Raw genomic sequence first — 25,929 nt, forward strand, 5'->3', positions numbered from 1 at the left:
CCCTATTTATGACGTTTAACACCTGGCACCACAGAGGTGAGGCCCGGTGACTGTCGGGGGTACTTAAGCCAAGGTGGCTTTAGCTTTCTCGACAATCGCAGCAAACGCCGCTTTTTCGTTCACTGCCAGATCAGCCAGAACCTTACGGTCGATCTCGATGGACGCTTTTTTCAGGCCGGCGATGAAACGGCTGTAGGACAGACCGTTGATACGAGCACCAGCGTTGATACGAGCGATCCACAGAGCGCGGAACTGACGTTTTTTCTGACGACGGTCACGGTAGGCGTATTGGCCTGCCTTGATTACCGCTTGCTTGGCAACACGGAATACGCGGGAGCGTGCGCCGTAGTAGCCTTTAGCAAGTTTCAGAATTTTTTTGTGACGCTTACGGGCAATGACGCCACGCTTTACACGAGCCATGAGTTACTTCCTCTATTCTTGACTAAAATTAACGAAGGCGCAGCATGCGCTCGACTTTTGCCACGTCAGACGGATGCAGCAAGCTGCTACCGCGCAGTTGACGCTTACGCTTGGTCGACATTTTGGTCAGGATGTGGCTCTTGAAAGCGTGCTTGTGCTTGATACCGTTAGCAGTTTTCAGAAACCGCTTAGCAGCACCACTTTTGGTCTTCATTTTTGGCATGTTCGGATACTCCGCATTCAGTTGATAAACATAATCAGAAGGCCTGCCGTGCCCTGTTGATTACTTCTTCTTTTTCGGGGCGATGACCATGATCAGCTGGCGTCCTTCCATCTTAGGATGCTGTTCGACCGAACCGTACTCCAGCAAGTCACCTTCAACTCGCTTGAGCAGTTCCATCCCCAGCTCCTGGTGGGCCATCTCACGGCCGCGGAATCGCAAGGATACCTTGGCCCTGTCCCCATCACTCAGGAAACGTACCAGGTTGCGCAGTTTTACCTGGTAATCCCCTTCCTCCGTCCCTGGACGAAACTTGATTTCTTTAACCTGAATCTGCTTCTGGTTTTTCTTGGCCGCAGCAATCTGCTTCTTCTTCTCGAAGATCGATTTGCCGTAGTCCATCAGTTTGCAAACAGGTGGTACTGCATCGGCGGAAATCTCCACCAGATCCAGCTTGGCCTCTTCAGCCTTAAGAAGCGCGTCTTCAATTGACACAATCCCGAGCTGTTCACCTTCAGCCCCAATTAACCGAACCTCGCGTGCCGAGATATTCTCGTTGATCGGGGCTTTCGGTGCAGTTCGTTTATCTTGTCTCATTTCACGCTTAATAATAATTACTCCGAATCTTGGCGACCACGCCGGGAAACCGCTTGCGCGAGGAACTCAGCGAACTGGGCGACGGGCATAGAGCCCAGGTCAGCACCTTCACGAGTACGCACAGCGACAGTCTGCATCTCGACTTCCCGATCTCCGATAACCAAGAGATAAGGAACCTTGAGCAAGGTATGCTCGCGGATTTTAAAGCCGATCTTTTCATTTCTCAAGTCAGACTTGGCACGAAACCCGCTTTCGTTGAGAGTTTTTTCCACTTCAGCGGCAAAATCTGCCTGCTTATCAGTGATATTCATGATCACTGCCTGGGTCGGAGCTAGCCACGCAGGGAATGCACCCTCGTAGTGCTCGATCAGGATTCCAACGAAACGTTCGAAGGAGCCCAGGATCGCCCGATGCAACATCACCGGATGCTTGCGGCTGTTGTCTTCGGAGACGAATTCGGCACCCAGACGCACAGGCAGGTTAAAATCGAGCTGCAGAGTACCACACTGCCAGACACGGCCAAGGCAATCTTTTAGCGAGAATTCGATCTTCGGACCGTAGAACGCGCCCTCACCCGGCTGTAGATCATACGGCAGGCCAGCACTATCAAGGGCTGCAGCCAAGGCCGCTTCGGCGCGATCCCACAGTTCGTCGGAACCCACGCGTTTTTCCGGACGAGTGGACAACTTCATCTCGACATCTTTAAAGCCGAAATCGGCGTAGACGTCCATGGTCAGCTTGATGAACGCAGCGGATTCAGCCTGCATCTGCTCTTCGGTGCAGAAGATGTGGGCGTCGTCCTGGGTGAATGCGCGCACGCGCATGATGCCGTGCAGCGCACCCGATGGCTCGTTACGGTGGCAGGCACCGAATTCGGCCAGGCGCATCGGCAGCTCGCGGTAGCTTTTCAGGCCCTGGTTGAACACTTGCACGTGGCAAGGGCAGTTCATCGGCTTGATGGCGTAGTCGCGGTTTTCCGACTGGGTGGTGAACATGTTGTCGGCGTAGTTGGCCCAGTGCCCGGATTTCTCCCACAGGCTGCGGTCAACGACCTGGGGCGTCTTGATCTCCAGGTAGCCGTTGTCGCGCTGTACCTTGCGCATGTACTGCTCGAGCACCTGATACAAGGTCCAGCCGTTCGGGTGCCAGAACACCATGCCCGGCGACTCTTCCTGGGTGTGGAACAGGCCCAGGCGCTTGCCGATCTTGCGGTGATCGCGCTTTTCAGCTTCTTCGATGCGCTGGATGTAGGCGGCCAGCTGCTTCTTGTCGGCCCACGCGGTGCCGTAGACGCGCTGCAATTGCTCGTTCTTGGCATCGCCACGCCAGTAGGCGCCGGACAACTTGGTCAGTTTGAAGGATTTCAGGAAACGCGTGTTCGGCACGTGCGGACCGCGGCACATGTCGACGTATTCTTCGTGATAGTACAGGCCCATGGCCTGCTCGTTCGGCATGTCCTCGACCAGGCGCAGCTTGTAGTCTTCGCCGCGAGCCTTGAACACTTCGATCACTTCGGCGCGCGGAGTGACTTTCTTGATCACGTCGTAATCTTTTTCGATCAACTGCTGCATGCGCTGTTCGATGGCGGCCAGGTCGTCCGGGGTGAAAGGACGCTCGAAGGCGATGTCGTAATAGAAGCCTTCGTCGATAACCGGACCAATGACCATCTTGGCCGTCGGGTACAGTTGCTTGACCGCATGACCGACCAGGTGGGCGCAAGAGTGGCGAATGATCTCCAGCCCCTCTTCATCCTTTGGCGTGATGATTTGCAGCGTGGCGTCGCTGCTGATGATGTCGCTGGCGTCGACCAGCTTGCCATCGACCTTGCCCGCTACCGTGGCCTTGGCCAGGCCGGCACCAATGGATGCGGCGACCTCGGCTACGGAAACCGGGTGATCGAATGAACGTTGACTGCCGTCGGGAAGAGTAATAGTTGGCATGGCGCCTCCTCTCCTAGTGGTGACCCCTACCAAAGGTCACGTGGGTTGGGATGAGCCAGTACAAGATCCGATCCAGGCCATTCAATGACGAACGCCTGCCTTACAGCGGCAGGAGCCTTGCGGCCAACCGGAAAATCGAACCAGAGTGACTGGGATTCAAATCAGGGTTATTCGGGCATCTGCCGCGGCCGGGACTGAAGGTCGACCGGCGCCTGCGAACGCCCGAGCGAGGCATGCTAGCACAGATGAACGGTCATGGCGGCGTCGAGGCCTTGCGTCGAGGCGAAACTGCGGTTTTTGTGCCAGAGTGCTGAACTTGAACCGCGTTTTACCCCTCAGATAACAAGACATTCCCCCATAAGGAGCATCCCGGCATGCGTCTGAATCGTTTATTCGCTGTAGTCGCACCCATCGTCCTGCTGCTTCCGCTGGCCGCCCACGCCGACTGGCCGAAGGGTGAGCGCGAGAAGTACATGGCCCAGTGCACCCAGGCCGCCACGCCACAGATCGGCGCCGCAGCGGCAAAATCCCACTGCGCCTGCGGCGCCGACGCTATCAAGTCGTACCCGGCCAAGGACCTGCAGGCACTGATGGACAACCAGGCCAGCGACACACTGAAACAAGAGGCCTTGGGCAAGATAGCCAAGTGCAAGGCCGCCCCTGCGGCGAAAAAATAAGCCTGAAAACGTGCTGTAAAAGCGTTTTCAGCCGGTGAAAACCCTCGGGGAAACGCTTTTTCCTACAAATTGTGCAGGTTTTACAGGTTTTTTTCTCACCTTTACTTTGGGCTAAAAGCCTTTAAATACGGGGCTTTCAGCCCAATCAGCGAACAAAGAATGTGCGACTGTAGGGCAAACAACAGCTGTGGGGGGCTCCCAAAGCGAACATTTCGACTATGATACTCGGGTGTGCCCAGTTGGCCTGAGCAGCACAGTACTACTGAAAATATATGTTTCTTGGAGATACACCATGTCTAATCGCCAAACCGGCACCGTTAAATGGTTCAACGATGAAAAAGGCTTCGGCTTCATCACTCCTCAAGGTGGCGGTGACGACCTGTTCGTACACTTCAAAGCTATCGAAAGCGACGGTTTCAAAAGCCTGAAAGAAGGCCAGACTGTTTCCTTCGTGGCTGAGAAAGGCCAAAAGGGTATGCAAGCTGCTCAAGTTCGCCCAGAGTAATTTCCAGGCGCACTAAAAAAACCCCGTCCATGTGACGGGGTTTTTTGTGGGCGCTATAAAGCGTGTTCGATCAGCCGCAGTTGACGCGGGTGACGACACGATTGGCATCGGTGTTGAGGTTCAGGCGGTCCGAGCGGTACTCCAGCGTCACCATGTCGTTTGGCTGCAGGAATCGCGCATTCTGCGCGCCTGCACGGGTGCGCGCCTGCTCCAGCAACTGGGGCGACGCCTGCTTACCGATGGCGAATTCGGCCGCCTTGGCCTCGCAGCGGCTATGACCAGACTCAGTGGTAGTGGCCGGGTCAGTCGGCTCGGTGGTTCCCGTGCTGCAACCGACCAGCATGGCAGCAGCCAGCACAGTACCCAATGACGCGAGCTTCCAAGGCATGACGCCTCCTTATTCGATGATTTAGCTGAATTCTTGCGACCGCCATTTCGGCGTTTGGTTTCACGGGGAGCCAGGCACCCCGCCCTTCACAACGGACAAACGGCAAGTTTGCCTGAGCAACGCCCTGCCCTTCATCATTCAATCGTGACTGAATATGAACGGCACTCAATAAACGTCAATGTAGTCAAAGGCCGGTTTTGGCCAGTTATCCTTCAACGCATTGTAGATTTGCATGACCCAGACTTCGTCACTGGCCGCCACCCGCCCGACATAGCCAGACCCTTTCGCCCAGGTTTCCAGGCGAAACAGCAAGCCGTCGATATCGCTGCCACCCACGACACCCGAAGAAATATAGGCGATGCCGCCCTTGGTCACGCGCAATTGCGTGTGCTCATCGTCGCTGGCTGCGGCTAACATCTGGCGCACCGCTTCGAGGGTCAAGCCATCGGGAGTGTTCAAATCGATCTGCACAGCACAATCCTGGATTAGCCATCAAAGACCAAGTGTCGCATAGCCCTGCGCCCATGCCTAAGTCGCAGTGCCAAAAGCATCGCAAAGTGATTAACTCGACACTCACCATTCCCCCTGACTCCCGAGCCCTGTCATGACCACCGTGAGCATCGAAGCCGACATCAAGATCAAATGGCCAGACGGCCATATTTCCTACAGCCCGGGTAGCCCGGAAGAGCTGGCCATTATCGGTATCGACCTGCTGGTCAAGGATCTGGGCACCGAAGCGGCACGCTCTTTCATCGACCAGATCTTCGAAAAACACTCGCGCACCGGGCATTCGCAGTGAGAGAAAGCCTTTGGGCGTTTTCGCGGATGCACTCGCTACCCTGTAGGAGCGAGCATGCTCGCGATGGTCGTCAACGATAACGTTGGCTGCCTGGATGAGCGCGTTGTCTGGACGTTCATCGCGAGCATGCTCGCTCCTACAGGCGCGCCAGGCGCTCGGTCAACAGATCGAAGAAGCCTTGGGCGTCACCGCTGTCAACCCAGAAGGCGTTCTTCGGCGCGTTGAGACTGTCATACCAGTCGACGATGGTCTGGCCAAACGTCGGACCTTCGCGGCTGTCGGCCACCACGTTGACCGAACGGCCACTGAACAGCGCCGGCTTAAGCAGGTAGGCGATGACCGTGGCGTCATGCACCGGGCCACCGGGAATGCCATAGCGCGCCATATCACCGCCAATACACGCTTGCAGGATATCGCCCACCAGCTTGCCGGCCTTGTTGTTCAACGCCGCTATCTGCTCGAGGCGCGCTTCACTGGTAAGAATCTTGTGGGTCACGTCCAGCGGCAGGTAGACCAGGTCTGCGCCACTCTTGAGCACCACCTCGGCCGCGTGCGGATCGGCAAACAGGTTGAATTCGGCCACCGGCGAGATGTTACCGCCGTTGAAGTGCGCACCGCCCATGACCACCACCTGCTTGATGCCCTGGACAATCTGCGGCTCGCGCAGCAGCGCCAGGGCAAGGTTGGTCTGCGGCCCCAGCATGGCGATGGTCATGCTATGGGGCCTGGCGGCCAGTAACGTGTCGATCAGGAAGTCGATCGCATTGCCCTCGGCCAGCCCCCTCTTCGGCTCATGGACCGCAACACCCGGCAAACCTTCCTCGCCGTGGACGTGCTCGGCATAGACAGGCTTGCGCACCAGCGGCTTGGATGCCCCGGCATACACCGGCACGTGCTCACACCCGGCCCACTCGAGGGCAAGCCGTGCATTGCGCGAGGTTTTGTCCAGGCGTACGTTGCCGGCGACGGTGGTCAATGCGCGCACGTTCAGCTCTTGCGGCGACGCCAGGGCAAACAGCAAGGCAATCACGTCGTCGGCACCGGGATCGGTATCGATAATCAAGTCGATCGGTTGTGCCGACTGGGAGCCGGTGGTGTTACTCATCAGAACGTTACCCCGGCCACCAGCACGATATTGCAGTAAGGCTGGCATTCTCCGGTGCGCACAATCGCCCGCGCCTGTTGAGTGAGAGCCTTGAATCGCTCATGGCTGAGCAGTTCGCGCCGTCCCAGCGCACCCTCGACCTCCAGTGCGTCCAGGGTCGCCAGTGCCGACGGCCGTTTCTCGAGGATTTCTTGCGCCAGCACATGGCTTTCGACCTGCATTTCGCTGAGCACGACTTTCAGGGTAGTGACGAAATCCGGAATGCCCTGGGTCAAGGCCAGGTCGATCAGTTCGACGCCTGGCGGTACGGGCAGACCCGCATCGCCGATCACCACCTTGTCGCCATGGCCCAGGGAAGCCATAAGCCGCGACAGCGCGACATTGAGTAGAGGGGTCTTTTTCATGGTTTTTTAAACGCCTGCACATCGGCCAGGGTGGGAATCGAGGGTTGCGCGCCAGCCCGGGTGACCGACAATGCGGCGGCGACCTGGCCGAAACGTATCGCTTGCGCTTCGCTCATCCCGGCCACCAACGCCGCGGCGAAGCCACCAACGAAGGTATCGCCGGCCGCCGTGGTGTCGAGCGCCTTCACGCTCGGCGCCGGGAAATGTTCGAAGCCTTTGCCATCGGCAAACAACGACCCCTGGGCGCCGAGGGTGATGATGACCTTGCCGGCGCCCATGTCGATCAGTCGAGTAGCCGCGATCTGCGCCGTTTGCAGAGAGTCCACCGGCAAGCCGCTGAGCGCTGCTGCTTCACTCTCGTTGGGAATCAGGTAGTCGATGGACGCATACCACTCCTGCGGCAGCGGTCGACTGGCCGGCGCAGGGTTGAGGATAACGGTCTTGCCCAGCTCACGACCGCGCTTGAGCGCATGGCCAACCGTTGCGTCCGGTATTTCCAGCTGACAGATGATCACATCCGCCTCCTGTAGCGCCGCATCGAAACAGCCGAGCACCGCTGGCGTCAGCGCGCCGTTGGCCCCGGCGACAATCACGATGGCGTTCTGGCTGTTGTCGTCGACCACGATCAAGGCCACGCCACTGGTACCTTCCACGGCGCTGACCGCCCGACAATCGATGCCCTCGTCCAGCAACGCCTGGCGCAATACCTGGCCGTAGGCATCGGTGCCCACGCAGCCCACCATCGACACCTGCGCACCGAGGCGCGCAGCCGCCACGGCCTGGTTCGCCCCCTTGCCGCCACAGACCGTCGCAAACGACTGGCCGATCAGTGTTTCTCCACCACGGGGCAAGCGCGACGCCCGAGTCACCAGGTCCATGTTCAAGCTGCCGACTACCACTACTTTTGCTGACATACATTACTACTCATCAAGACTGTTCCAGCGCTGCTCGGGATTTAGCGATGCTTTTCATTTAACGATACTGTGCGAACACCCCGGCCAACGGCGCGGTCGATTCGCGCAAGACGATGCTGGGGGTCACGATGCGTTGTTCGGTTGCCAGGTCCGGCTTGGCAATCCGGCGCAGCAGCACCCCGGCCGCCATTTCGCCCAGTTGCAGGATCGACTGGCCCACGGTGGTCAGTGCCGGATAGACATAGCGGCTCATCTGGATGTCGTCGAAGCCGATGACGGAAAGGTCCGTCGGCACGCGGATATTGCGCTCGGCGGCGGCACGCAGCACACCGATACCGATCATGTCGTTGGCGGCAAAGATCGCGCTGGGCGGATTGTTTTCCAGAAGCACAGCGGCGGCGCTGTAGCCACCGGTGCTGGTGAAATCGCTTTCGAGCATGCGCCCGCGCGCAACACGGATACCCGCCTCTTCAAGGGCCCGGCAAAAGCCGGCCAAGCGCATCTGCGCCACGCTGGTGGTTGCAGGGCCGCTGATGGTGGCGATATCCCGATGCCCCAACTCCAGCAGATGCCGCGTGGCCAGGTAGGCGCCGTACTCGTGATCGATGCGCACAAGGTCCGCGTCGACGCCTTCGAGCCCTCGGTCGACGATCACCATCGGCGTGCGCACGGCCGCCAGGCCCTGGGCCAACCCGCCGTCACCACCGGCCGAGGCGACGATCAGGCCGTCGATGCGTTTCTCCAGCAATACTCGCAGGTAACTACGCTGCTTGTCCGGATTGTCGTCCGAATTGCACAGGATCACACAGTAGCCATTACGCTCACAGTAGTCCTCGATACCCCGCGCCAGCTCGGCGAAATACGGGTTGAGGCTGTTGGGCACCAGCAGGCCGATGGTTGCCGTGGTCTTGGCCTTGAGGGACCGGGCGACGGCGCTGGGCACATAATCGAGGGTCTTGATTGCGGCCTCGACCTTGACCCGTACTTCTTCACTCACCGGCCGGGTCTTGTTCACCACATGGGAAACCGTGGTGTAGGAAATCCCCGCCAGTGCTGCTACATCCTTGATCGTTGCCATGACTCAGGTCCGCCGGCTTGCGCGCTGACTGCGATAAGTATCCAGCACTACCGCCACCACGATCACGGCGCCAGTGATGATGCGTTTGGTCGGCTCGGTGGCGCCGATCTGCGCCAGGCCGGCCGCCAATACCGAAATGATCAGCACGCCGAAGAAGGTGCTGATGACCGAGCCGCGCCCACCCATCAGACTGGTGCCGCCAATCACCACGGCAGCGATCACTTGCAACTCCAACCCGGAGCCGGCATTGGGGTCCGCCGCTTCCAGGCGAGAAATCTGGAACAGCGCGGCAATACCGGCCAGCAACCCCATCAGGCTGAACACCAGGATCTTGTAGGGCTTGGGGTTGATCCCCGCCAGGCGCACCGCCTCTTCGTTGGTGCCGATGCCGATCAGGTAGCGCCCGAATACGGTACGGGTCAACACGGCCTGGGCGATGAAAATGATCAGCAAGGCGATGATGAACGAGGGCGAAATTCCGAAGGCGATCGGATTGGACAGCCAGGCAAAGGCGTCGCCGATGTAGGCCGTGCGCGAACCGGTCATCTGGTACGCCACGCCGCGGGCCATTTCCAGCACACCCAGGGACACGATGAACGAGGGAATGCGCCAGGCCACGGTGATCGAACCGGTGACGGTCCCCGCCAGCGCGGCAGCCGCCATGCCGAGCAAAGCCGCTGGCAGCACGCTCCAGCCCCAACCGAGAATCGCCACGCTGACCGTCGACGCGGCCAGCGCCAGCACCGAACCCACCGACAGGTCGATACCGCCGATGATCAGCACGAAGGTCATACCGACCGCCAGGACCATCAAGTCCGGAATCTGGTTGGCCAGGGTGCTGAAAGTGTTGTAGGAGAGGAAATGGCTGCTCAGGACCGAGAACAGCACGACCATGGCCAGCAAGGCGCCGGCCAGCCCCAGGTAAGTGCCCAGCCCATAGAAATTGCCGCTGCGTGGGCCGGCCGAAGATACGGTTTTCATTGAAGATCCCTAGGCGCCGCTTCGTTGAGCAGCGCATCACGTTTTTGGTAGCCGGCGAACGCGGCGGCAAGCAAATCATCCTGGGTCCAGCTGTCGCGCTCGAAGGTGTCGATCAGACGCCCCGCCGAGAGCACGCCGATGCGGTCGCAGATCAACATCAATTCGCGCAGGTCGCTGGACACCACCACCAACGCCTTGCCTTGACGGGTCAACTCACCGAGCAGCGCATAAATGTCGAACTTGGCGCCGACATCGATGCCCCGGGTCGGCTCGTCAAACAGCAGCACCGAGCAATCACGCTCCAGCCAGCGACCGATGACTACCTTCTGCTGGTTGCCACCGGACAACTCGGACACCAACTGCGCCGGTCCGGAACTGCGAATGCGCATGGCGTCGATCTGCCGTTGGGCCAGCCCCGCTTCAGCGCCAGGATTGACCAGGCCACCGCTGGAAATAACCGGCATGTTACCCAGCGCAATGTTCGCGCCGATCGATTGCGTCAGCAGCAGGCCCTCGCCCTTGCGGTCTTCGGTGATCAGGGCAATGCCATGCCCGACCGCGTCCACCGGCGAGCGGATACTCACGACTCGGGCGGGTGAGCCTAGCGCCACCGTGCCGCTGTCCGCGGTATCAGCCCCGAAAATCAAGCGCAGCAACTCGGTGCGCCCTGCTCCGATCAATCCGGAAATGCCGAAGATCTCGCCAGCCCGCACCTCGAAGGACACGTCACGCACCTTGTCGGCACGACTCAGGCCCTTGACCGTCAAAGCCGCAGCGCCGATGTCACGCGGCCCCATGTCGATGTGTTCACCCAATTCGCGCCCGACCATCAGCGTGACCAGTTGCTCACTGTTATAGTTGGCCATCGGCTCGACACACACCAGGTGACCATCACGCAGGACCGCAATGCGCTGGGCCACCCGCGCAAGCTCTTCGAGGCGATGGGAGATATAGATGATCGACACGCCACGGGCCTGCAGGCGCGTGATCTGCTCGAAGAGCATTTCGACTTCACGGGCGGTGAGCATCGCGGTCGGCTCATCGAGGATCAGCACGTGGCAATCACCGATCAGGTTGCGCGCGATCTCGACCATCTGCTGATGACCAATGCCCAGCTCGCCCACCGGGGTGTCCGGGTCGATAGCGTCGAGCCCGACCTGAGCCATGGCCTCGATCGCAGCCAGGCGCAGTTGCTTGCGATTGATCCAGCCAGCAGTGCTGGGCAGCTTGTGCAGAAACAGGTTTTCCGCCACCGACAGGGTCGGCAACAGATTGAGCTCCTGCATGACCATGCGGATCCCCAGCTCTTCGGCCTGGGTGCGGCTGCCCGGGCGGTAATCGCGCCCCTGAAACTGCATCTGGCCAGTAGTCGGCGTGACCAGCCCGCCGATAATCTTCGACAGCGTACTTTTGCCGGCGCCATTCTCGCCGGTCAGTGCCAGCACCTCGCCGCGCATGAGCGTGAGGTTGATGCCGGCCAGGACCGGCTGCGCGTAAGTCTTGCCAATGTCGCTGACCGAGAGGACAGCGTGCGGGGCGCTAACAGACATAAGACTCTCCATGCGCTCGCAGGGATGGCGAGCGCCATTGCGTCGCCGGAAATTTACTGTGTAACCAGCTCTACCGGAGTTTCGATCACGCCGTTGGCGCCGCTGTCGACTTTCTCGCCCTTGATGATCTTCAACGCGGTCTCGATGCCGAACACCGCCTGCTTGGCGGCAAACTGATCGGCGGTGGCTAGGACGCGGCCATCCTTGAGCATCGGCTTGATGGCATTGATGTTGTCGTAACCGACCACCTGGACCTGGCCAGCCTTGCCCGCGGCACGCACGGCAGACACCACGCCCACCGCCATGCTGTCGTTGCCGGCGAGCAGGGCCTTGATGTTCGGGTATTCGCTGAGCATCGAGGACGCCACCTGGTTGCCCTTGTTGATTTCCCAGTCGCCCGATTGCACGGACACGACCTTGATCTGCGCCGCCTCCATCGCATCCTTGAAGCCTGCGGTGCGGGCCTGGGCATTGGTGGTGGTGGACACCCCCTCGATGATGCCTACTTCGTCACCGGCCTTGAGCTTCTTGGCCAGGTACTCACCCACCAGGCGCGCGCCCTTTCGGTTATCCGGGCCTACGAACGGCACACTGATGTTCTTGCTCTTGACCACGGCCGGGTCGAGCTGGTTGTCGATGTTGATCACGGTAATGCCGGCGTCGACGGCTTTTTTGATCACCGGCACCATGGCCTTGGAATCAGCGGGCGCGATCACCAGCGCATTGACCCTCGACACGATCATTTGCTCGACGATGCGGATCTGGTTGGCCGTATCCGTTTCGTCCTTGATGCCGTTGGAGATGAGCTCGAACTCGTCGGAGTGATCTTTCTGATACGCCTTGGCGCCGTCTTCCATGGTCAGGAAGAATTCGTTGGCCAGGGACTTCATCACCAGCGCGACTTTTGGCTTTTCAGGCGTTTGGGCGAACGCCGAAGAAACAGGCAGCGTGGCGGTTGCGCCAGCCAGTATTGCGACAGCAAGAAGACGTCCAGCGAATGGCAGCTTCATGGGTTCACTCCGATCTTATGATTATTGTGAGCAACGTCGGGGCGGCATATAGAGATGTCGCAAACGTTTGCGAACCCTGACTATGCGAATCTTGCCGGAATTTGTCAACGGCCGTCATACCCCGTCCGCAGGTTGCGCGTATAGCCACCAGCACACAAGGTCACGCCGTAGTGCTGACAATACTGCCGGAACCAGTCAACTCTTTTGCCAGGCTGGCGGCCACCTGCATCAATGCCGACAACGTATCAGCAATCTGTGACTGGAGCGCCATCACGGCCACGGCCTTGGCCTCTTCAGACTGAAAAGACGCGGCCTGGGCAGCCGCCAGTTGTTGCTGTTGCTCACGCAGTTGCTCTTGCAGTTCCTGCATGCGCTTGAGCAGCAATTGCGCCGCAACGCTTTGCTGGCTGCCAGCGCCTTCGGCGTCTTCACTCGCCTGCGCGCCCTGCTCCATTCGGACAGGCTTTTCATCCTGCACGGGCTCACCGGACTGCTGCACCGATGCCGTGTCACTCAAGGTGTCGACGGCAGCCGCTGATTTCCCGCCGATATTAACAACCGCTGAATGTGGCAAACCGACCGTCAACGACATGTGAACTCCCTGTAGATGATTCTTCACTGAAGCATCGACCTGCCGACCGGTTTCTTTAACGCCGATATTTAAAGGGGAATCGAAATCCTTTTCGGAAAGCCGAATGAAAAATCCACGCACAGTCGGAAAGCCGGACAACACAGGAAGATCGCCGCTCAACCACTTGTTTAAATTTATAAACAAATCAACGTGTTACGAATTTTTTCTGATTCCGGTTGTAACTGGTACGGGTCGTGCTTTTTCTCCTGCACCCCACGTATTCAGATCCATTTGGGGCGCATCTAGATGAACCTGCATCAGCACCGTCACTACAAGAGAGAAAAATAATGACATCTGCTTTGAAAAACCTTATTCCGGGCACATTGGCCCTCTTGCTGCTCGTGCCCGCCGCCCTTCAGGCAAAAGAAGTCGAAACCCAACAGAAACTGGCGAATGTCGTGGTCCTGGCGACCGGCGGCACCATCGCCGGTGCAGGCGCCAGCGCCGCCAACAGCGCCACCTATCAAGCAGCGAAAGTCGGCATCGAGCAATTGATTGCCGCGGTACCGCAGCTCAGCGAACTGGCCAATGTCCGCGGCGAACAGGTCATGCAGATCGCCTCCGAAAGCATCACCAACGACAACCTGTTGCAACTGGGCCGTCGTGTTGCCGAATTGGCGGACAGCAAGGACGTCGATGGCATCGTGATCACCCACGGCACCGACACCCTGGAAGAAACCGCCTATTTCCTCAACCTGGTGGAAAAAACCGACAAGCCCATCATTGTCGTGGGCTCCATGCGCCCGGGTACCGCAATGTCCGCCGACGGCATGCTGAACCTGTACAACGCCGTCGCCGTGGCCAGCAGCAAGGACGCGCGTGGCAAGGGCGTGCTGGTGACCATGAACGACGAAATCCAGTCGGGTCGCGATGCCAGCAAAATGATCAACATCAAGACCGAAGCGTTTAAAAGCGCCTGGGGCCCCCTCGGGATGGTGGTCGAAGGCAAATCCTACTGGTTCCGCCTCCCGTCCAAGCGCCACACCATGGACTCGGAATTCGACATCAAGAACATCCAGAGCTTGCCTGACGTCGAAATTGCCTACTCCTACGGTAACGTCGGCGACACCGCCTACAAGGCACTGGCCCAGTCGGGTGCCAAGGCCATCATCCATGCCGGCACCGGCAATGGCTCGGTCTCTTCCCGGGTCGTGCCTGCCTTGCAGGCCCTGCGCAAGGACGGCGTGCAGATCATCCGCTCTTCCCACGTCAATGCCGGTGGGTTTGTCCTGCGTAACGCCGAACAGCCTGACGACAAATATGACTGGGTGGTGGCGCATGACCTGAACCCGCAGAAAGCCCGAATCCTGGCGATGGTCGCGCTGACCAAGACCAATGACAGCAAAGAGCTGCAACGGATGTTCTGGGAATATTGATTCGCCCCTCGCCCGACCGACTCCGGTCGGGCATCTCTCATCACTCCCGCCTGACAAAAAAAACTCTTTTGCTCCTACACCAATCGGCAAAAAACACTGTCAGAGGATTCTCTTGAATTTTAAGCAGTTGCGAAAATGCCTACAGTTAAATACTGTATGCACGTACAGCTTAATAAGGATAATCCTGTGGACACCACCTCCGCCTCACCAGACACCTATGTACGCATGGGCCTGCGCGTTCAGAAAATCATCAACGGCCCAACCGCTCAAAAAGCCAGGGCAGCCCTGATCTTCCGCCTTCCAGACGAGCCCGTGGATGAATGGGAACGCCTGCTCGAAGAAATCGACGAGAACGACAACGTCACCCTCGCCCACCGCGACGATGGTGGTGTGCAGATTTTCTGGGTAGTGCCGAAGGAAGACTGAGTCGATGAGTGTCCGTTGTTTTGTCCTGCTGCTCCTGTTGTTCGCGATGGGGGCCCAGGCTGATGCGCCACGCACGTTCAGCGAGGCCAAGAAAGTCGCCTGGAAGCTGTATGCACCGCAGTCCACCGAGTTTTATTGCGGCTGCAAATACACCGGTAACAAAGTGAACCTCGCGGCGTGCGGGTATGTGCCACGCAAAAACGCCAAGCGTGCCTCCCGCATCGAGTGGGAACACATTGTCCCGGCGTGGCAAATCGGACATCAGCGCCAGTGCTGGCAGGAGGGCGGGCGTAAAAACTGTACGCGATACGACCCGACCTACCAAAAGGCCGAAGCCGACCTGCACAACCTGGTGCCCAGCATTGGCGAGGTTAATGGTGACCGCAGCAACTTCAGTTTCGGCTGGCTACCGGAGCAATCGGGCCAATACGGTTCGTGCCTGACCCAGATCGACTTCAAGGCGAAGAAAGTCATGCCCCGCCCGTCCATTCGCGGCATGATCGCCCGAACCTATTTCTACATGAGCAAGCAATATGGTTTGCGCCTGTCGAAACAGGACCAGCAGTTGTACCAGGCGTGGGACAAGACCTACCCGGTGCAAGCCTGGGAACGCCAGCGCAACCAGAGCGTGGCGTGTGTCATGGGGCGCGGCAACGAGTTCGTCGGCCCGGTCGACATGAAAGCCTGCGGCTGAGCGCCAGCGGTAAAAAAAGGCCTGGGGGTTGAACACCCCAAGCCTTTTTTTTTAGCCGCCCGGCTGGGCCCTTACTGAGCCGTCGGGCGCTCCAGCACCAGCACTTCGATGTTCTGTTTCTTCGCCTTGATGAGCGCGGCATTTACCTGCGCCTGTTTGGCATCGGCTTCTGCCCTGGAGTTGTAAGGCCCCATCAGGATGCGAGTCTTGCCATTTTCCCTGACCACGTTGGACATGAAGCTGTGCTCGATCAGCCAGCCGCTGAGATCGCTGACGGCCTGGGGCGTTTCGCCCCGTACTTCGAGATCCCACTGTGGCCCCGCCACCTGCGCCGACGTCGCCGCCGCTGCAGGTTGCGGCTTTGGTGCCTCCTCGCGCTTGCCCTCACCGCATCCCGCCAGAGCCAATACCGCGATTGCCAAGACCATTTTGCGCACAGCGTTTCCCTCTGAATGCTTAAAGCGGGGGATTTTAGCATTCATGAATACTTCGCGAGTGCCGTAAAATGGGCGCAAAACAACGAGAATGATAGTGACGGCCTCTGTATAGTTACACCTTGGGAATTAATGCTGTATCTGCGCGTCAGAAAGAGGCACCCAAACCGTGAGACTTCGCACTAATCTATACATAACACCGACCTCTGCACTGTCCGAATCAGGTGCCCCACGAAGCAATCAAGGAGAAGACCATGCTGATACTCACCCGCAAAGTCGGTGAAAGCATAAACATTGGTGATGACATTACGATCACCATCCTGGGCGTAAGCGGCCAGCAAGTCCGGATTGGCATCAATGCCCCCAAAGACGTCGCAGTGCATCGCGAAGAAATTTACCAGCGCATTCAGGCCGGCCTGACCGCTCCGGAAAAGCCACAAACCTGAATCCTGTCGTAGTCAGTAGCCAGCCCGTTCGCCCCGCAACGACGGCTGGCTAAAGATTCCAGCGCAACACGCCTGCGCTTTCCCTTCACTTTCTGTCAGCCGAATGTGAAACCCCGCGCCATCCCGCTCGCCGCCACCATCATCAGCAACACCAGCACCGCCTCGATATGACTGACTCGTGCAAATAGCGTTGCACGCCAGGTATCGATAGCCGCGCCACGCGACCGTGCAACCCGCCATTTGATCAACGTCACCATGGGCGCAATTTCCAGTAGCAGGATAACCACCAACAACGTCATCTTGAGATGGAACAACGGCTGGCTCAGGTAGTAATCCGTGCCTTTCTCGAAACCGCCAAAGGCCCGCATGCCGCCGGTAACCAGCAAGACAAGGGCAGAAATGCCCCATATGTTGTCTGCGATCAATACATCACGAGCCTCGCCTGCGCCGACAGCCAGGCGCCGAAAAGCCGTGCCACGCACCAGGACAGCCCAGAATCCAAGCGCAAACGCCAAAAGATGAATCGCTGCGAGCAACCAGTGAGTCAGCATCGGGAAACTCCTGTAAGGACGAAGTTGAATCAGCCTGTCAGTAGTAGTTCATGAACCCGGGGTTTGCCGCAAAAACATAATGTTACAGGTCTACTAGACTCCAACACTCCAGTGCCGAGGCTCTTCGAGGCACTCCCCAACCGCTGTCATTCCCACCGAAGTGACCTGAGTAAACAACATCATGTGTGAATCATGTGATTCAAACTCAACAGCAACTACCCACGAGCGTCGTCGTTTCCTTCGCCTTGCCGGATTGGGAGCAGGCGCCCTGCTATTGGCCGGTGCGCTGCCGAGCTCAATAATCCAGGCAGCCGAGAAAACCGCCGCCCCTCCAAAACCCAAAAACGTCATCAGCCCGGATGAGGCCCTGAAAAGGTTGATGGCGGGCAACGAACGCTATGTCAGCGGTAATTCCGAAACGCACGACTTCAAGGATGAACGAGAAGCATTGGTTTCCGGTCAGAACCCTTTCGTGGCGGTGCTGAGTTGCTCTGACTCGCGCATCGCCCCGGAATACGCATTCGATACCGCTCGGGGCGATCTTTTCGCTGTACGCCTGGCCGGCAACTTCGTCACCGACGAAGGCCTTGCAAGCCTCGAATACGGCGTGGCCGTGCTCGGCGCACCGCTGATCCTGGTATTGGGCCATGAGCGCTGCGGCGCCATCGAGGCTGGCGTTAAAGCCGTCAAGGAGCACACGGTGTTCCCCGGGAAGATCCCTGCACTGACGGATGCACTCAAATCCTCTGTCGAGCAGGTCAAAGGTCGTCCAGGTGACCTGGTGGAAAACGCGACCGTGCAAAACATCAAGAACTCGATCGAACGCCTCAAGCAAGCCACGCCCCTGCTGACTGATGCGCTCAGCAAGGGCCAGCTGAAAATAGTGGGGGGCATTTATCGCCTGGCGACAGGTAAAGTCGAACTGGTTGCCTGAATCGTCCAGCCATCATTGCCATGTAGCCGATGTGAAGAGCCCAGCGCGAAGGCTGGGCTCAGGTTATTTCCTGCATTCAATCATCTTGTCCGCGAGCGCCTTGGCCCTTTCAATCAACAGATTCTGCCGGTCTTCATGCGTGACCGCGCCGACAACGGGCGCCGTTAGATGGCTTTCGGCAATCAACGCGGCGCAGAAATATTGATCCCACACAGCCTTGTGATCGGACGCCTGCCTGTTCATTTGGTCGGAGATCATATGCGACTCCTTCAGATGAGATAACACTGCCTATATTACGCCTGAATTGCAGTAGCAAGGGACGGCCGTCACTTGCAGATGGGCCACTACAAAATCCACCGCAGCAGCACGTGGCTGGCTATCCAGGAGGACGCTTCGACCATCGTCCATTGCAGCAAGAGGCAAATGGACAGGTAAGCCGCAAAGAACTTGATCATTGCCCGCCTCCCCATCATTACCCTCCCGCCTCAGTGAACCCACGAATAGTCCGGTTGCCTGTCCTGCTTTGATGCAATTGGTTGCAGGCAGTTCAATGCGAGACGAATTGGTTTTCATTGCGGCTTGGCGGGGCTGAAGCAGTTCAGTAATGCCTGGGGCTTTGGCGCTTTGGCGCTTTGGGTGCGAGTTTTGAAACCACAGCTCAAATCCCGGACAACAAAAAAGGGCCCACCTTTCGGTGAGCCCTTCTAGACCGCCCAGCAGAGCGGATTTTGTTTGGTAGGCGCGATTGGACTCGAACCAACGACCCCCACCATGTCAATGTCTGCTTGAGCAAGCTGCAAGCGTTGGTGCTCTTGGCTTCTACAGAACGCCCATTCACATCATGAGGCGTCAATAATGGCCAACATTCGCTCACTCCCGTCTGGTAACTGGAATGCTCAGGTACGGATTAAAGGGAAACCTCCACAGTCCAAAACCTTCAACACCAAAGCTGAAGCCGAGTCATGGACAAAGCAGCTCGAAGCCGTGACGGTGGATCACAAGTATCACACCATCTATACACTGGGCATGACCTACTGCGAAATGATGCTCAAAGGGAAAGGCAGCTATGAGCACGCACTGAAGATCGTGGAGCATCTGGGCAGACACTTCACGCAGCCCATTCACGACATCACGCCGCAGATGATCAATGACTTCAAGATCATGCGATTGAAGAAGGTAAAGCCCTCCACGTGCAGGACGCAGCTTGCCTTTATGTCCCGATTCTACCGATTCGCGAAACGCGGCTTACTGATCGACATCCACAACCCAGTCAGCGACATTGCACTCCCCAAGCCTGACCGCTCTTCTGACAAGGTGATCCGTGCGAGCGAGCTTGAGCGGTTGCTGGCGAAATTGTCTCCAACCATGAAGCTGATTGTTGAGCTGGCATACGAGACTGCCATGCGGCGATCAGAAATCCTGAAGCTGACGAAAGACTGCCTACATCTCAAAGATCGTATTGCCGATGTGATCGACGGGAAAAACGGTACACGATCAGTTCCCCTCACCCTCCGAGCCGTCGAGATTCTCGAACTCGCCCAACTATGGGCCACTGTGGAGCGTCACCCCAACGATCTGCTCTTCATTGTCACTCCACACGCGGTGTCACAGGCTGTGCGTCTGGCACGTGTAAAGGCGGGATTGGACAGCAGTGTCAGACTGCACCAACTCAGGCACACGCGCATCACCAATGTGGCCAAGAAGGGATTCAATAACGCCCAGATAATGATTGTATCGGGGCACAGAGATACTCGATCCGTAGCGCGTTACTCCCACTTGAACGTCAGAGATGTACTGCACCTTATTGATTGACCAATCGGATTGGGCTGCCAGCCTCGATTAACTGAAGGTTGGCGACCCCGAAAACTCGTCAGAAACCATCGATAACCCGAGCATAACCTGCACTGGATTCGCCTTGCTCCAAACATTCACATCCGTTTCGTCTAGTGTTTACGGGCTTACATGGCTGTCTGGACTAAGCAAAAGGCGTTCCTCACCATGAAACTGGTTTTTGGCGAAATCTAGCTTGTCAAGTCCGGTCTTGACCGATCATCGAAATCGTGTATAATTCTCCGCCTACCCAGTAGGTAGACAGACAACTTGGAAGCCTCCACTACAACCACCGAATTGGTGCCCTTGTAAGGAGGCTTCGTTGTGTCTGGGACTCACAAAACTAAACCGGCACAACCCGAGAGGAATGCCTATCGAGAATGAACTAGAGGAGATTATGAATGCAGCATCCATCCGTTTTGAATTTGCCTGCCAGCTCGGCCAATGACGAGCACGCTCAAGCGCCAGCCCCCACCCCACAAGCACCGACCACCACTGCGTCCACGCCAGAGGAATTGGCGGTACAGCTGCGTCGTGAGGGAAAGTCTTACGCTGCAATCATGGCAGCCACTGGGCTTCCTGAGCGTAAGGTAAAACTGCTTGTGAAAGATGTACCAAAGGAAATCGCCACCCCACTGAACAAGTCGGTGAGTCGCGTATACGAGCTCGCAATTCGCGCACGAGGAGTCAAAGACTATGAGCTCCGGAGCATTCTGCACGAAGAATACGGCTGCAAGTGGAACACTGTGGAAGGACGCTATGAGAGCTCCTTTGATTCCAGCGTAATCAGACGTGTCAAAGAGAAGGTGCGTGAACGCTCCACCTGCAACAGCACCCGACCAGTTTTCGTTATGGATTGGGTCGATGACCAAGCACCTACTGCAAGTCGCCTGCTCCTTGAACAGTCAGCATTGAGCCTGATGGCTCGTGTCGATGAAGCCGTCAACGAATTCATGGAGCTCCACGCTGTTTGTGCCTCAGATGACAGTGAAGGTGCTGACTTGGCTCAACGAAAGCAAGCGTATGCTGCTCGGCAGCACATCCTGAAGCTTGTCAGCGGACTCGGAACAGAGCCGACTGCTACGCTCCTTGAACGCACAACCAAGGCCACAAATGCACTTCAGGGCACTCCAGACCATGAAGCACCATCGGTACGGAGCACGGAGGATAGGCGCCAGATGCCAGAGCCTACTGGTGCTGATCACTTCCTCGATTTCGTTGAGTCTCAGGGATGGCTGGCAGCAACCAACTGACTCCTGCCACATGCGTGTCCGACCAGCGCCCACCATATGTATAGGGTCGGACATTGGACGGCACGCACCATGACCGACAGGTCAGCGAGAACAACCTTTGAGGTGCTAGGAGGGGATATGTATTGATGATAATCAATACCCTCCAAATGAAATGGATCACACGGTGTCGGTGCGACACGGGGCTATCCTATCAACTCCGTTGAATCTCTCTGCACCGTACCAACAAGAGCGGCAAGCTCATCTGGATTGGTTTTATTAGTTTTTGTTGAGCTAGGTATCAATCTGTACTGCCGTACAGCATGCGCAACTAGCAGCTTTTGACCTTGATGCGGAGCATGGCGGGTACTCCGTGTAAGCGTTGCTTACAGATTGATTCCACAGATATGGAAGGGGATGAATGATATACAATATCATCCCCAAAGCCTGAAGGCTGACCGCCTTGTGGTGCAACCAGTCAAGCGAAGCTTGTCCAGATACCATCGTTAGCTGTCGCTAACCATCCTGCACCCATAGTCAAGATCAAAGGCAAGAGCTGGATTTGTGATTAATTGTTATTGGTAAGCAATTCGACCGTCAGGTCAGCGGTGACCCGCCCTTACAGCATGAACTACTGAACGCTTGCCGCTTTCGGTGCGAACAACCCAGTGGAGCTGGGATGGTATTGGTCTTTATGGCTTACCCCCTGAAATTACATCCAACCACCCCGGTGTCTTTTCTTCTGGTGCGAGATTTGGTGCTTTTCTAATAGAAGAATGATGACCACTGGCTGCGTCTGCAATGATCGAGAGCTTGTCGTGCATCGACACCAGTAGGAACCAAATGCCCGAACCGAAGCAGCCAACCAGAAAACCCAGTATTGCACCGATGACTTCGTGGCCTGCTCCAGAGCCTATGATGGCACCGCCAATGACACTGAAGACAATACCTACCCATGCGAAAAAGCTCACAACCTTAATGACCAGATGCTTCATGCCTACTTCCTTGCCTGTCGGCGTTCCGATATCAGATTGCCGCATTGTACAGAAGTGCAAAGGGTCAAGGTGAGTTAGCATCCCCCTGAAGATACATACTCACCACCACAGGACGGAGCTGCTTCCTCACCAATTCAGCTCCAGAGAACGCAAGGAATACTGCTATGCGTATGTTTGTGACGGAGGAAAGGCTTTTGATCGCAATTCACGAAGGCAGGAAAACGAGGATTACCAAGGAAGATGCCTCGACGTTTAGGATGTTGCTCGGCAGGGGCTTGGTAACGGGTACGAGTAGTGACGAAGCCGAGTTTATCAACGCCTCACTTACTCCGGCTGGTAACCAAGTGCTTTGGGAGATTTTCCGACGCGACTGATTCTGTATCACTAGTGTACCTAATTGCGTATAGGTCAACGAGCACGGCAAAATTGCGTCCTATGGGTGTACCGAATACGCATATAGACAACTCTAACGAGCACAGATAAAATCGGTACATCCAAAACGGTACAAGGCATTTATCATTATGTTCATCCGTGCTTACCTACGAGCCTCTACCGACTCCCAAGACGCTAGTCGTGGCAAAGGCGCTCTGATTCAGTTCGCTGCTGACAATGGTCATAAGATCGCTGCCTTCTATACCGAGAACGAATCAGGGACCAAGCTCGACCGTGCCGAACTGTTTCGCTTGCTGAACGATAGCCATGATGGTGATGTACTGCTGATTGAACAGGTGGACAGGCTGTCCCGATTGTCTCCCGATGACTGGACGAGTCTGAAGGCCATCATCGCAGCCAAGAAAGTCACAGTGGTATCTCTCGACTTGGCTACCAGCCACGCCGCATTGAAGCCACCCCAAGGACAAGATGACTTCACCAAGGGAATGATAAGTGCAGTTAATGGAATGTTGCTCGATATGCTCGCTGTGGTTGCACGCAAGGACTATGAAGACCGTCGCCGCCGTCAGGCTGAGGGTATCGAGAAGGCAAAGGCCAGAGAGGTGTACAAAGGCCGACAGGTCGATCTGGCCCTTCATAACCGTATCAAAGAATGCCTAGATGCAGGTAAGAGCATCCGCAAGACCGCCGAGATTGTGGGGTGTGCAGTGTCCACGGTCCAGCGTGTGAAGGCAGCCTAACATCCTGCTGCTCCGGTCCTACTGATTGTTCAACTCGGCTCCTGGAGACTATTCATGATCCTCGCTGACCTCATAGCTAGCGAAGCTAATGTCGCTACTGAAAATGTGATGTTACTCCGGCACTCAAACCAAATAGTCGATGCGCTTATGAGGAGAGGCAGCAGTATCGAGGAATACACGCATATGCAGCCTGTGGGCTCTAAGTACGACTATACCGACCCCTCGAAGCCATTGATTAAAGCAGTGGTGGTTATTGTCCATGACGTCGTCTGGGGAGTGTATCGAGTACTGGGCGTAGAACGCGAGGGCACTACCTATGATCTGTCAAGCGAAGCACATCGCAGCTTTGACATAGAACGGGGGGCTTATGAGCGTCCCGCTAAACTCTTTAGGATGGAACTGATTTCAAGCAGCTCGCTCGGGCATGTAGTCATTGGTTGGGAAGGCAAGAGCAGAACGCCTGTTCAGAGACACGATGGCGGATTCTTCAGGCAAATCACTGTCAATTTGCCTATGAGTCCAATTCCCGAACCCACACTTAGAGAGGCTCAAGACGAGGCAGTTGCCAAAGCCATTAAGAGCAGCCCGAAAGATCGAAAGCATCGCCTTGCGGCTGCACCAAAACTCCCTACTCGGATTGAAGTGATCACAACTGCTTTTCTAAGGAATGCTGATGTTATTGCGGAAGTGCTATTGCGAGCAGCAGGAACGTGTGAGCAGTGCAAATCGCCAGCACCTTTCGTCCGCCAATCCGATGGTAGTCCATACTTGGAGGTGCATCATCGGATACGACTTGCTGATGGTGGCGAGGATACTGTCGATAACGCCATAGCAATCTGCCCGAATTGCCATCGTCGAGCGCACTACGGCTAACCGAGCTAAATCTGGGATCCAGCACTCATCAGAACGTCTGCATGAGGTCGCTTTCAGTCTGTCGGTATGATCAGCAGCTACAGGGCAAGCTGGAACTTATTTATCGATTTTGGCGGCGCTCTTTTGGCCCCATCCCACATGGCTTAGCAGGTCAGGCAAAAACACCAGAATTACTTTTTCCAGACAACGAACCAAACCGATATCGAAGTGCAACGGAAATTTTGGCGGCGGGGTATGCGCTCTGCGGAGAAATGCTCTTGATCACTCATATGGATAAGCTCGCTGCAACGCCATAAGCGCAAGACCACCGTCGCCTATATTAAGTTCAGCCAGCGTCGACTGGCCGATTGCAAGCAGTCGAAGTAACACATCCTTGCTTTGGTAGGGCGCTGATTGCTGGGTTTCAGTCTCCCCAAATGTCTACGACGTGCTCTGGAAGAAATATCACGATATCTCCCGCGCTAAGGTTGTCTTGTTCATCGGAGCAAGCCGGGGTGTTTTGCAGCTCGCCCATAAGGTAAGGGCCAGAGCAGCCTTTGACTTCGACCCACATTCTTTCGCCAAAGAGTTCGTCACCACCATTCTCATCGAATAGCGCGAACTCGAACTGAAGCTTAACGCTATCGCCTATCACGAGGCTGTACCGCTCTGACTCTTCTGGGATGTGGAATGATTTAGGCCACCGTTCGTTGCTAGCTACCCCGCTAAGGAGATGCCAACCGTCAATCTCTAATACGGCTAACCGCTGATTGGGCTTTGCAACGTTTTCGGGGGGGAGCACTGTTGCAAATGTTGGTCGCGGTCCTATTGGAGGTTGCGTCAGGGCGGGCTGCTTGAATATTGCCCGTAGCAAGTCTTCAACCCGCTGCTCCAGCTTGTCCTCGTACCGCATATCAATGGCATAGATTCCTAAAAATTGGCCGGGTATTGAGCAGTCGGGGCCGGGAGTAAATTCACCATCTCGGATTATGGGGATGAAACACCCCCTGTCCAAGCCGGCAGAAATCCGCCCGGTGATTATTTGTTGTTCGTAACCAACACCACCGGCTCGTGCCAAAGATTTTCGGTTGTAGTCCTTCGTACATATGATCAAGGCGAAATCACAATTTTGTGCTTCCACCTCCATGAACTGAGTGAGGCTTTGCCCGGGAGCGATATGCCATTGGTCAAGCCGAACGTTTACGCCGTTTTTGGTTAGTCTCTCAGCCAGAGCGTTTACCCAAGTTTTATGAGCGTCACTTTCCCACGAGTATGAAATGAATACCTTTGGGGGGACTTCCGTTTCCGCCATTCGCACTTCCTCTGCTTCTTATCGGGTAGTTATGGGCCACTCAGTAGGTGTTGCCGTCCTTCATATTGCTTGAAACACTGGAAAGCACCAAGCCTTTCAAAGCCCGCTCATCTTCGATAAGTAGAAGAATCAAGCCCCGGAACAAGCTATCGCCAACGTTCACATTGCCCAGTGTGAACGAACCCGATATTTTGTGAACGTTCTGCATGAAATCAAAGACAACAAAGAAGGGCCCACCTTTCGGTGAGCCCTTCTAGACCGCCCAGCAGAGCGGATTTTTTTTGGTAGGCGCGATTGGACTCGAACCAACGACCCCCACCATGTCAAGGTGGTGCTCTAACCAACTGAGCTACGTGCCTGCTGTGAGGCGGCATTCTACGGAATTCCGGGAGGGTGTCAACACCTTTTTTCGAGCTAACCCTATGAATATGCAAAATATTTAATTTTGCTGCGGCGAAGAAGATTTTCCGGTGGCTGGCGGCGGTTTTTCAACTCGGG

General features: G+C 56.6%; 31 protein-coding genes and 1 tRNA gene. 12 read left to right on the top strand and 20 right to left on the bottom strand.

The window, feature by feature from the left end; genetic code table 11:
• Positions 1 to 63 precede the first annotated feature (63 nt).
• The 4 genes from rplT to thrS are packed head-to-tail and all read right to left on the bottom strand — an operon-like array spanning position 64 to position 3,177.
• The gene (rplT, locus tag AC1Q8Q_RS10755) at positions 64 to 420 is read right to left on the bottom strand and encodes a 50S ribosomal protein L20 (RefSeq protein WP_007905879.1); all 357 of its coding nucleotides are present in this window, start codon (positions 418 to 420) and stop codon (positions 64 to 66) included.
• 28 nt (positions 421 to 448) lie between these two features.
• The gene (rpmI, locus tag AC1Q8Q_RS10760) at positions 449 to 643 is read right to left on the bottom strand and encodes a 50S ribosomal protein L35 (protein WP_002553160.1); all 195 of its coding nucleotides are present in this window, start codon (positions 641 to 643) and stop codon (positions 449 to 451) included.
• Positions 644 to 703: 60 nt separating this feature from the next.
• The gene (gene infC, locus AC1Q8Q_RS10765) at positions 704 to 1,255 is read right to left on the bottom strand and encodes a translation initiation factor IF-3 (RefSeq protein ID WP_172435703.1); all 552 of its coding nucleotides are present in this window, start codon (positions 1,253 to 1,255) and stop codon (positions 704 to 706) included.
• Complete coding sequence (gene thrS, locus AC1Q8Q_RS10770; RefSeq protein WP_008066670.1) at positions 1,255 to 3,177, bottom strand: threonine--tRNA ligase; 1,923 nt, start codon at positions 3,175 to 3,177, stop codon at positions 1,255 to 1,257. The genes infC and thrS overlap by 1 nt, the downstream gene beginning before the upstream one ends.
• A 374-nt stretch (positions 3,178 to 3,551) precedes the next feature.
• On the opposite strand from thrS, the gene AC1Q8Q_RS10775 reads away from it, so the two are divergent.
• Together AC1Q8Q_RS10775 and AC1Q8Q_RS10780 are read left to right on the top strand one after the other, a co-directional pair.
• The gene (locus AC1Q8Q_RS10775; RefSeq protein WP_020799069.1) at positions 3,552 to 3,854 is read left to right on the top strand and encodes a hypothetical protein; all 303 of its coding nucleotides are present in this window, start codon (positions 3,552 to 3,554) and stop codon (positions 3,852 to 3,854) included.
• A 292-nt stretch (positions 3,855 to 4,146) separates the two neighbouring features.
• A complete protein-coding gene (locus tag AC1Q8Q_RS10780; RefSeq protein ID WP_003179963.1) occupies positions 4,147 to 4,359 on the top strand; it encodes a cold-shock protein in 213 nt (70 codons plus the stop codon).
• A 70-nt stretch (positions 4,360 to 4,429) separates the two neighbouring features.
• On the opposite strand, the gene AC1Q8Q_RS10785 is transcribed toward AC1Q8Q_RS10780, so the two are convergent.
• On the bottom strand, positions 4,430 to 4,747 hold the full coding sequence (locus tag AC1Q8Q_RS10785) for an I78 family peptidase inhibitor (protein WP_020799070.1): 318 nt from the start codon (positions 4,745 to 4,747) through the stop codon (positions 4,430 to 4,432).
• A gap of 165 nt (positions 4,748 to 4,912) precedes the next feature.
• Complete coding sequence (locus tag AC1Q8Q_RS10790; RefSeq protein ID WP_020799071.1) at positions 4,913 to 5,218, bottom strand: hypothetical protein; 306 nt, start codon at positions 5,216 to 5,218, stop codon at positions 4,913 to 4,915.
• A gap of 133 nt (positions 5,219 to 5,351) precedes the next feature.
• On the opposite strand from AC1Q8Q_RS10790, the gene AC1Q8Q_RS10795 reads away from it, so the two are divergent.
• Positions 5,352 to 5,546, top strand: coding sequence for a hypothetical protein (locus AC1Q8Q_RS10795; RefSeq protein ID WP_020799072.1), 195 nt, complete (start codon positions 5,352 to 5,354; stop codon positions 5,544 to 5,546).
• Positions 5,547 to 5,682: 136 nt separating this feature from the next.
• Here AC1Q8Q_RS10795 and AC1Q8Q_RS10800 read toward each other — a convergent pair whose 3' ends face one another.
• The 8 genes from AC1Q8Q_RS10800 to AC1Q8Q_RS10835 form a co-directional block, all read right to left on the bottom strand.
• A complete protein-coding gene (locus AC1Q8Q_RS10800) occupies positions 5,683 to 6,651 on the bottom strand; it encodes a nucleoside hydrolase (protein ID WP_225441898.1) in 969 nt (322 codons plus the stop codon).
• Complete coding sequence (gene rbsD / locus AC1Q8Q_RS10805; RefSeq protein WP_492615056.1) at positions 6,651 to 7,055, bottom strand: D-ribose pyranase; 405 nt, start codon at positions 7,053 to 7,055, stop codon at positions 6,651 to 6,653. The genes AC1Q8Q_RS10800 and rbsD overlap by 1 nt, the downstream gene beginning before the upstream one ends.
• Positions 7,052 to 7,969, bottom strand: a complete 918-nt coding sequence (rbsK, locus tag AC1Q8Q_RS10810; RefSeq protein ID WP_492615057.1) for a ribokinase — start codon at positions 7,967 to 7,969, stop codon at positions 7,052 to 7,054. Before rbsK ends, rbsD begins: the two co-directional genes overlap by 4 nt.
• A 58-nt stretch (positions 7,970 to 8,027) precedes the next feature.
• Entirely contained in the window at positions 8,028 to 9,047 is a 1,020-nt protein-coding gene (locus tag AC1Q8Q_RS10815) for a LacI family DNA-binding transcriptional regulator (RefSeq protein ID WP_033040065.1), read from the bottom strand.
• 3 nt (positions 9,048 to 9,050) lie between these two features.
• On the bottom strand, positions 9,051 to 10,028 hold the full coding sequence (locus AC1Q8Q_RS10820) for an ABC transporter permease (RefSeq protein WP_020799077.1): 978 nt from the start codon (positions 10,026 to 10,028) through the stop codon (positions 9,051 to 9,053).
• Positions 10,025 to 11,578: a sugar ABC transporter ATP-binding protein gene (locus tag AC1Q8Q_RS10825; RefSeq protein WP_020799078.1), complete on the bottom strand. Its 1,554-nt coding sequence runs from the start codon at positions 11,576 to 11,578 to the stop codon at positions 10,025 to 10,027. The genes AC1Q8Q_RS10820 and AC1Q8Q_RS10825 overlap by 4 nt, the downstream gene beginning before the upstream one ends.
• 53 nt (positions 11,579 to 11,631) lie before the next feature.
• On the bottom strand, positions 11,632 to 12,588 hold the full coding sequence (locus AC1Q8Q_RS10830) for a sugar ABC transporter substrate-binding protein (protein ID WP_020799079.1): 957 nt from the start codon (positions 12,586 to 12,588) through the stop codon (positions 11,632 to 11,634).
• Positions 12,589 to 12,748: 160 nt separating this feature from the next.
• Positions 12,749 to 13,180 carry a hypothetical protein gene (locus tag AC1Q8Q_RS10835; protein WP_492615067.1) on the bottom strand — a complete coding sequence of 144 codons (432 nt, stop codon included), beginning with the start codon at positions 13,178 to 13,180 and terminating at the stop codon, positions 12,749 to 12,751.
• Positions 13,181 to 13,506: 326 nt separating this feature from the next.
• On the opposite strand from AC1Q8Q_RS10835, the gene AC1Q8Q_RS10840 reads away from it, so the two are divergent.
• The 3 genes from AC1Q8Q_RS10840 (at position 13,507) to AC1Q8Q_RS10850 (ending at position 15,715) form a co-directional block, all read left to right on the top strand.
• The gene (locus tag AC1Q8Q_RS10840; RefSeq protein WP_492615058.1) at positions 13,507 to 14,595 is read left to right on the top strand and encodes an asparaginase; all 1,089 of its coding nucleotides are present in this window, start codon (positions 13,507 to 13,509) and stop codon (positions 14,593 to 14,595) included.
• Positions 14,596 to 14,730: 135 nt separating this feature from the next.
• On the top strand, positions 14,731 to 15,021 hold the full coding sequence (locus AC1Q8Q_RS10845) for a DUF1654 domain-containing protein (protein ID WP_033041211.1): 291 nt from the start codon (positions 14,731 to 14,733) through the stop codon (positions 15,019 to 15,021).
• A 4-nt stretch (positions 15,022 to 15,025) separates the two neighbouring features.
• Positions 15,026 to 15,715 (top strand): endonuclease, encoded by a 690-nt coding sequence (locus tag AC1Q8Q_RS10850; protein WP_492615059.1) that lies wholly within the window; start codon positions 15,026 to 15,028, stop codon positions 15,713 to 15,715.
• A 71-nt stretch (positions 15,716 to 15,786) separates the two neighbouring features.
• Here the strand turns inward: AC1Q8Q_RS10850 and AC1Q8Q_RS10855 are convergent, their stop codons facing one another.
• Positions 15,787 to 16,152, bottom strand: coding sequence for an SPOR domain-containing protein (locus AC1Q8Q_RS10855; RefSeq protein ID WP_492615068.1), 366 nt, complete (start codon positions 16,150 to 16,152; stop codon positions 15,787 to 15,789).
• Between the two features lie 251 nt (positions 16,153 to 16,403).
• On the opposite strand from AC1Q8Q_RS10855, the gene csrA reads away from it, so the two are divergent.
• Positions 16,404 to 16,595, top strand: a complete 192-nt coding sequence (gene csrA / locus AC1Q8Q_RS10860) for a carbon storage regulator CsrA (RefSeq protein ID WP_008057174.1) — start codon at positions 16,404 to 16,406, stop codon at positions 16,593 to 16,595.
• Positions 16,596 to 16,690: 95 nt separating this feature from the next.
• Here the strand turns inward: csrA and AC1Q8Q_RS10865 are convergent, their stop codons facing one another.
• Positions 16,691 to 17,146, bottom strand: a complete 456-nt coding sequence (locus tag AC1Q8Q_RS10865) for a DUF2214 family protein (RefSeq protein WP_168757682.1) — start codon at positions 17,144 to 17,146, stop codon at positions 16,691 to 16,693.
• Between the two features lie 181 nt (positions 17,147 to 17,327).
• On the opposite strand from AC1Q8Q_RS10865, the gene AC1Q8Q_RS10870 reads away from it, so the two are divergent.
• Positions 17,328 to 18,080: a carbonic anhydrase gene (locus AC1Q8Q_RS10870; protein ID WP_168757681.1), complete on the top strand. Its 753-nt coding sequence runs from the start codon at positions 17,328 to 17,330 to the stop codon at positions 18,078 to 18,080.
• 63 nt (positions 18,081 to 18,143) lie between these two features.
• On the opposite strand, the gene AC1Q8Q_RS10875 is transcribed toward AC1Q8Q_RS10870, so the two are convergent.
• Positions 18,144 to 18,338 carry a hypothetical protein gene (locus AC1Q8Q_RS10875; RefSeq protein WP_020799087.1) on the bottom strand — a complete coding sequence of 65 codons (195 nt, stop codon included), beginning with the start codon at positions 18,336 to 18,338 and terminating at the stop codon, positions 18,144 to 18,146.
• 597 nt (positions 18,339 to 18,935) lie between these two features.
• Here AC1Q8Q_RS10875 and AC1Q8Q_RS10880 point away from each other — a divergent pair.
• Entirely contained in the window at positions 18,936 to 19,892 is a 957-nt protein-coding gene (locus AC1Q8Q_RS10880) for a tyrosine-type recombinase/integrase (protein ID WP_492615060.1), read from the top strand.
• Positions 19,893 to 20,311: 419 nt separating this feature from the next.
• Positions 20,312 to 21,163, top strand: coding sequence for a hypothetical protein (locus tag AC1Q8Q_RS10885; RefSeq protein ID WP_492615061.1), 852 nt, complete (start codon positions 20,312 to 20,314; stop codon positions 21,161 to 21,163).
• A gap of 668 nt (positions 21,164 to 21,831) precedes the next feature.
• Here the strand turns inward: AC1Q8Q_RS10885 and AC1Q8Q_RS10890 are convergent.
• A complete protein-coding gene (locus AC1Q8Q_RS10890; RefSeq protein WP_492615062.1) occupies positions 21,832 to 22,134 on the bottom strand; it encodes a hypothetical protein in 303 nt (100 codons plus the stop codon).
• 521 nt (positions 22,135 to 22,655) lie between these two features.
• Between AC1Q8Q_RS10890 and AC1Q8Q_RS10895 the strand changes: the two genes are divergently transcribed.
• Positions 22,656 to 23,267, top strand: coding sequence for a recombinase family protein (locus AC1Q8Q_RS10895; RefSeq protein ID WP_492615063.1), 612 nt, complete (start codon positions 22,656 to 22,658; stop codon positions 23,265 to 23,267).
• A gap of 54 nt (positions 23,268 to 23,321) precedes the next feature.
• Entirely contained in the window at positions 23,322 to 24,140 is an 819-nt protein-coding gene (locus AC1Q8Q_RS10900; protein WP_492615064.1) for an HNH endonuclease, read from the top strand.
• A gap of 403 nt (positions 24,141 to 24,543) precedes the next feature.
• Here AC1Q8Q_RS10900 and AC1Q8Q_RS10905 read toward each other — a convergent pair whose 3' ends face one another.
• Both AC1Q8Q_RS10905 and AC1Q8Q_RS10910 read right to left on the bottom strand, forming a co-directional pair.
• Entirely contained in the window at positions 24,544 to 25,431 is an 888-nt protein-coding gene (locus AC1Q8Q_RS10905; RefSeq protein ID WP_492615065.1) for a TIR domain-containing protein, read from the bottom strand.
• A 282-nt stretch (positions 25,432 to 25,713) separates the two neighbouring features.
• Positions 25,714 to 25,790, bottom strand: a tRNA-Val gene (locus tag AC1Q8Q_RS10910).
• Between the last annotated feature and the right edge of the window lie 139 nt (positions 25,791 to 25,929).

The organism is Pseudomonas sp. GW823-FHT06B06, from assembly GCF_058795195.1.

Bases quoted from the DNA above. Each gene is read 5' to 3' on its own strand.
- AC1Q8Q_RS10850 (WP_492615059.1), top strand. From the start codon at position 15,026: ATGAGTGTCCGTTGTTTTGTCCTGCTGCTCCTGTTGTTCGCGATGGGG.
- AC1Q8Q_RS10840 (WP_492615058.1), top strand. From the start codon at position 13,507: ATGACATCTGCTTTGAAAAACCTTATTCCGGGCACATTGGCCCTCTTG.
- rbsK (WP_492615057.1), bottom strand. From the start codon at position 7,969: ATGTCAGCAAAAGTAGTGGTAGTCGGCAGCTTGAACATGGACCTGGTG.
- rpmI (WP_002553160.1), bottom strand. From the start codon at position 643: ATGCCAAAAATGAAGACCAAAAGTGGTGCTGCTAAGCGGTTTCTGAAA.
- AC1Q8Q_RS10800 (WP_225441898.1), bottom strand. From the start codon at position 6,651: ATGAGTAACACCACCGGCTCCCAGTCGGCACAACCGATCGACTTGATT.
- AC1Q8Q_RS10905 (WP_492615065.1), bottom strand. From the start codon at position 25,431: ATGGCGGAAACGGAAGTCCCCCCAAAGGTATTCATTTCATACTCGTGG.
- AC1Q8Q_RS10870 (WP_168757681.1), top strand. From the start codon at position 17,328: ATGTGTGAATCATGTGATTCAAACTCAACAGCAACTACCCACGAGCGT.
- AC1Q8Q_RS10875 (WP_020799087.1), bottom strand. From the start codon at position 18,338: ATGATCTCCGACCAAATGAACAGGCAGGCGTCCGATCACAAGGCTGTG.
- AC1Q8Q_RS10830 (WP_020799079.1), bottom strand. From the start codon at position 12,588: ATGAAGCTGCCATTCGCTGGACGTCTTCTTGCTGTCGCAATACTGGCT.
- AC1Q8Q_RS10825 (WP_020799078.1), bottom strand. From the start codon at position 11,578: ATGTCTGTTAGCGCCCCGCACGCTGTCCTCTCGGTCAGCGACATTGGC.
- AC1Q8Q_RS10775 (WP_020799069.1), top strand. From the start codon at position 3,552: ATGCGTCTGAATCGTTTATTCGCTGTAGTCGCACCCATCGTCCTGCTG.
- AC1Q8Q_RS10900 (WP_492615064.1), top strand. From the start codon at position 23,322: ATGATCCTCGCTGACCTCATAGCTAGCGAAGCTAATGTCGCTACTGAA.
- AC1Q8Q_RS10880 (WP_492615060.1), top strand. From the start codon at position 18,936: ATGGCCAACATTCGCTCACTCCCGTCTGGTAACTGGAATGCTCAGGTA.
- AC1Q8Q_RS10780 (WP_003179963.1), top strand. From the start codon at position 4,147: ATGTCTAATCGCCAAACCGGCACCGTTAAATGGTTCAACGATGAAAAA.
- thrS (WP_008066670.1), bottom strand. From the start codon at position 3,177: ATGCCAACTATTACTCTTCCCGACGGCAGTCAACGTTCATTCGATCAC.
- AC1Q8Q_RS10895 (WP_492615063.1), top strand. From the start codon at position 22,656: ATGTTCATCCGTGCTTACCTACGAGCCTCTACCGACTCCCAAGACGCT.
- csrA (WP_008057174.1), top strand. From the start codon at position 16,404: ATGCTGATACTCACCCGCAAAGTCGGTGAAAGCATAAACATTGGTGAT.
- rbsD (WP_492615056.1), bottom strand. From the start codon at position 7,055: ATGAAAAAGACCCCTCTACTCAATGTCGCGCTGTCGCGGCTTATGGCT.
- AC1Q8Q_RS10795 (WP_020799072.1), top strand. From the start codon at position 5,352: ATGACCACCGTGAGCATCGAAGCCGACATCAAGATCAAATGGCCAGAC.
- AC1Q8Q_RS10785 (WP_020799070.1), bottom strand. From the start codon at position 4,747: ATGCCTTGGAAGCTCGCGTCATTGGGTACTGTGCTGGCTGCTGCCATG.
- rplT (WP_007905879.1), bottom strand. From the start codon at position 420: ATGGCTCGTGTAAAGCGTGGCGTCATTGCCCGTAAGCGTCACAAAAAA.
- AC1Q8Q_RS10835 (WP_492615067.1), bottom strand. From the start codon at position 13,180: ATGTCGTTGACGGTCGGTTTGCCACATTCAGCGGTTGTTAATATCGGC.
- AC1Q8Q_RS10845 (WP_033041211.1), top strand. From the start codon at position 14,731: ATGCCTACAGTTAAATACTGTATGCACGTACAGCTTAATAAGGATAAT.
- AC1Q8Q_RS10865 (WP_168757682.1), bottom strand. From the start codon at position 17,146: ATGCTGACTCACTGGTTGCTCGCAGCGATTCATCTTTTGGCGTTTGCG.
- AC1Q8Q_RS10815 (WP_033040065.1), bottom strand. From the start codon at position 9,047: ATGGCAACGATCAAGGATGTAGCAGCACTGGCGGGGATTTCCTACACC.
- AC1Q8Q_RS10890 (WP_492615062.1), bottom strand. From the start codon at position 22,134: ATGAAGCATCTGGTCATTAAGGTTGTGAGCTTTTTCGCATGGGTAGGT.
- AC1Q8Q_RS10885 (WP_492615061.1), top strand. From the start codon at position 20,312: ATGCAGCATCCATCCGTTTTGAATTTGCCTGCCAGCTCGGCCAATGAC.
- AC1Q8Q_RS10820 (WP_020799077.1), bottom strand. From the start codon at position 10,028: ATGAAAACCGTATCTTCGGCCGGCCCACGCAGCGGCAATTTCTATGGG.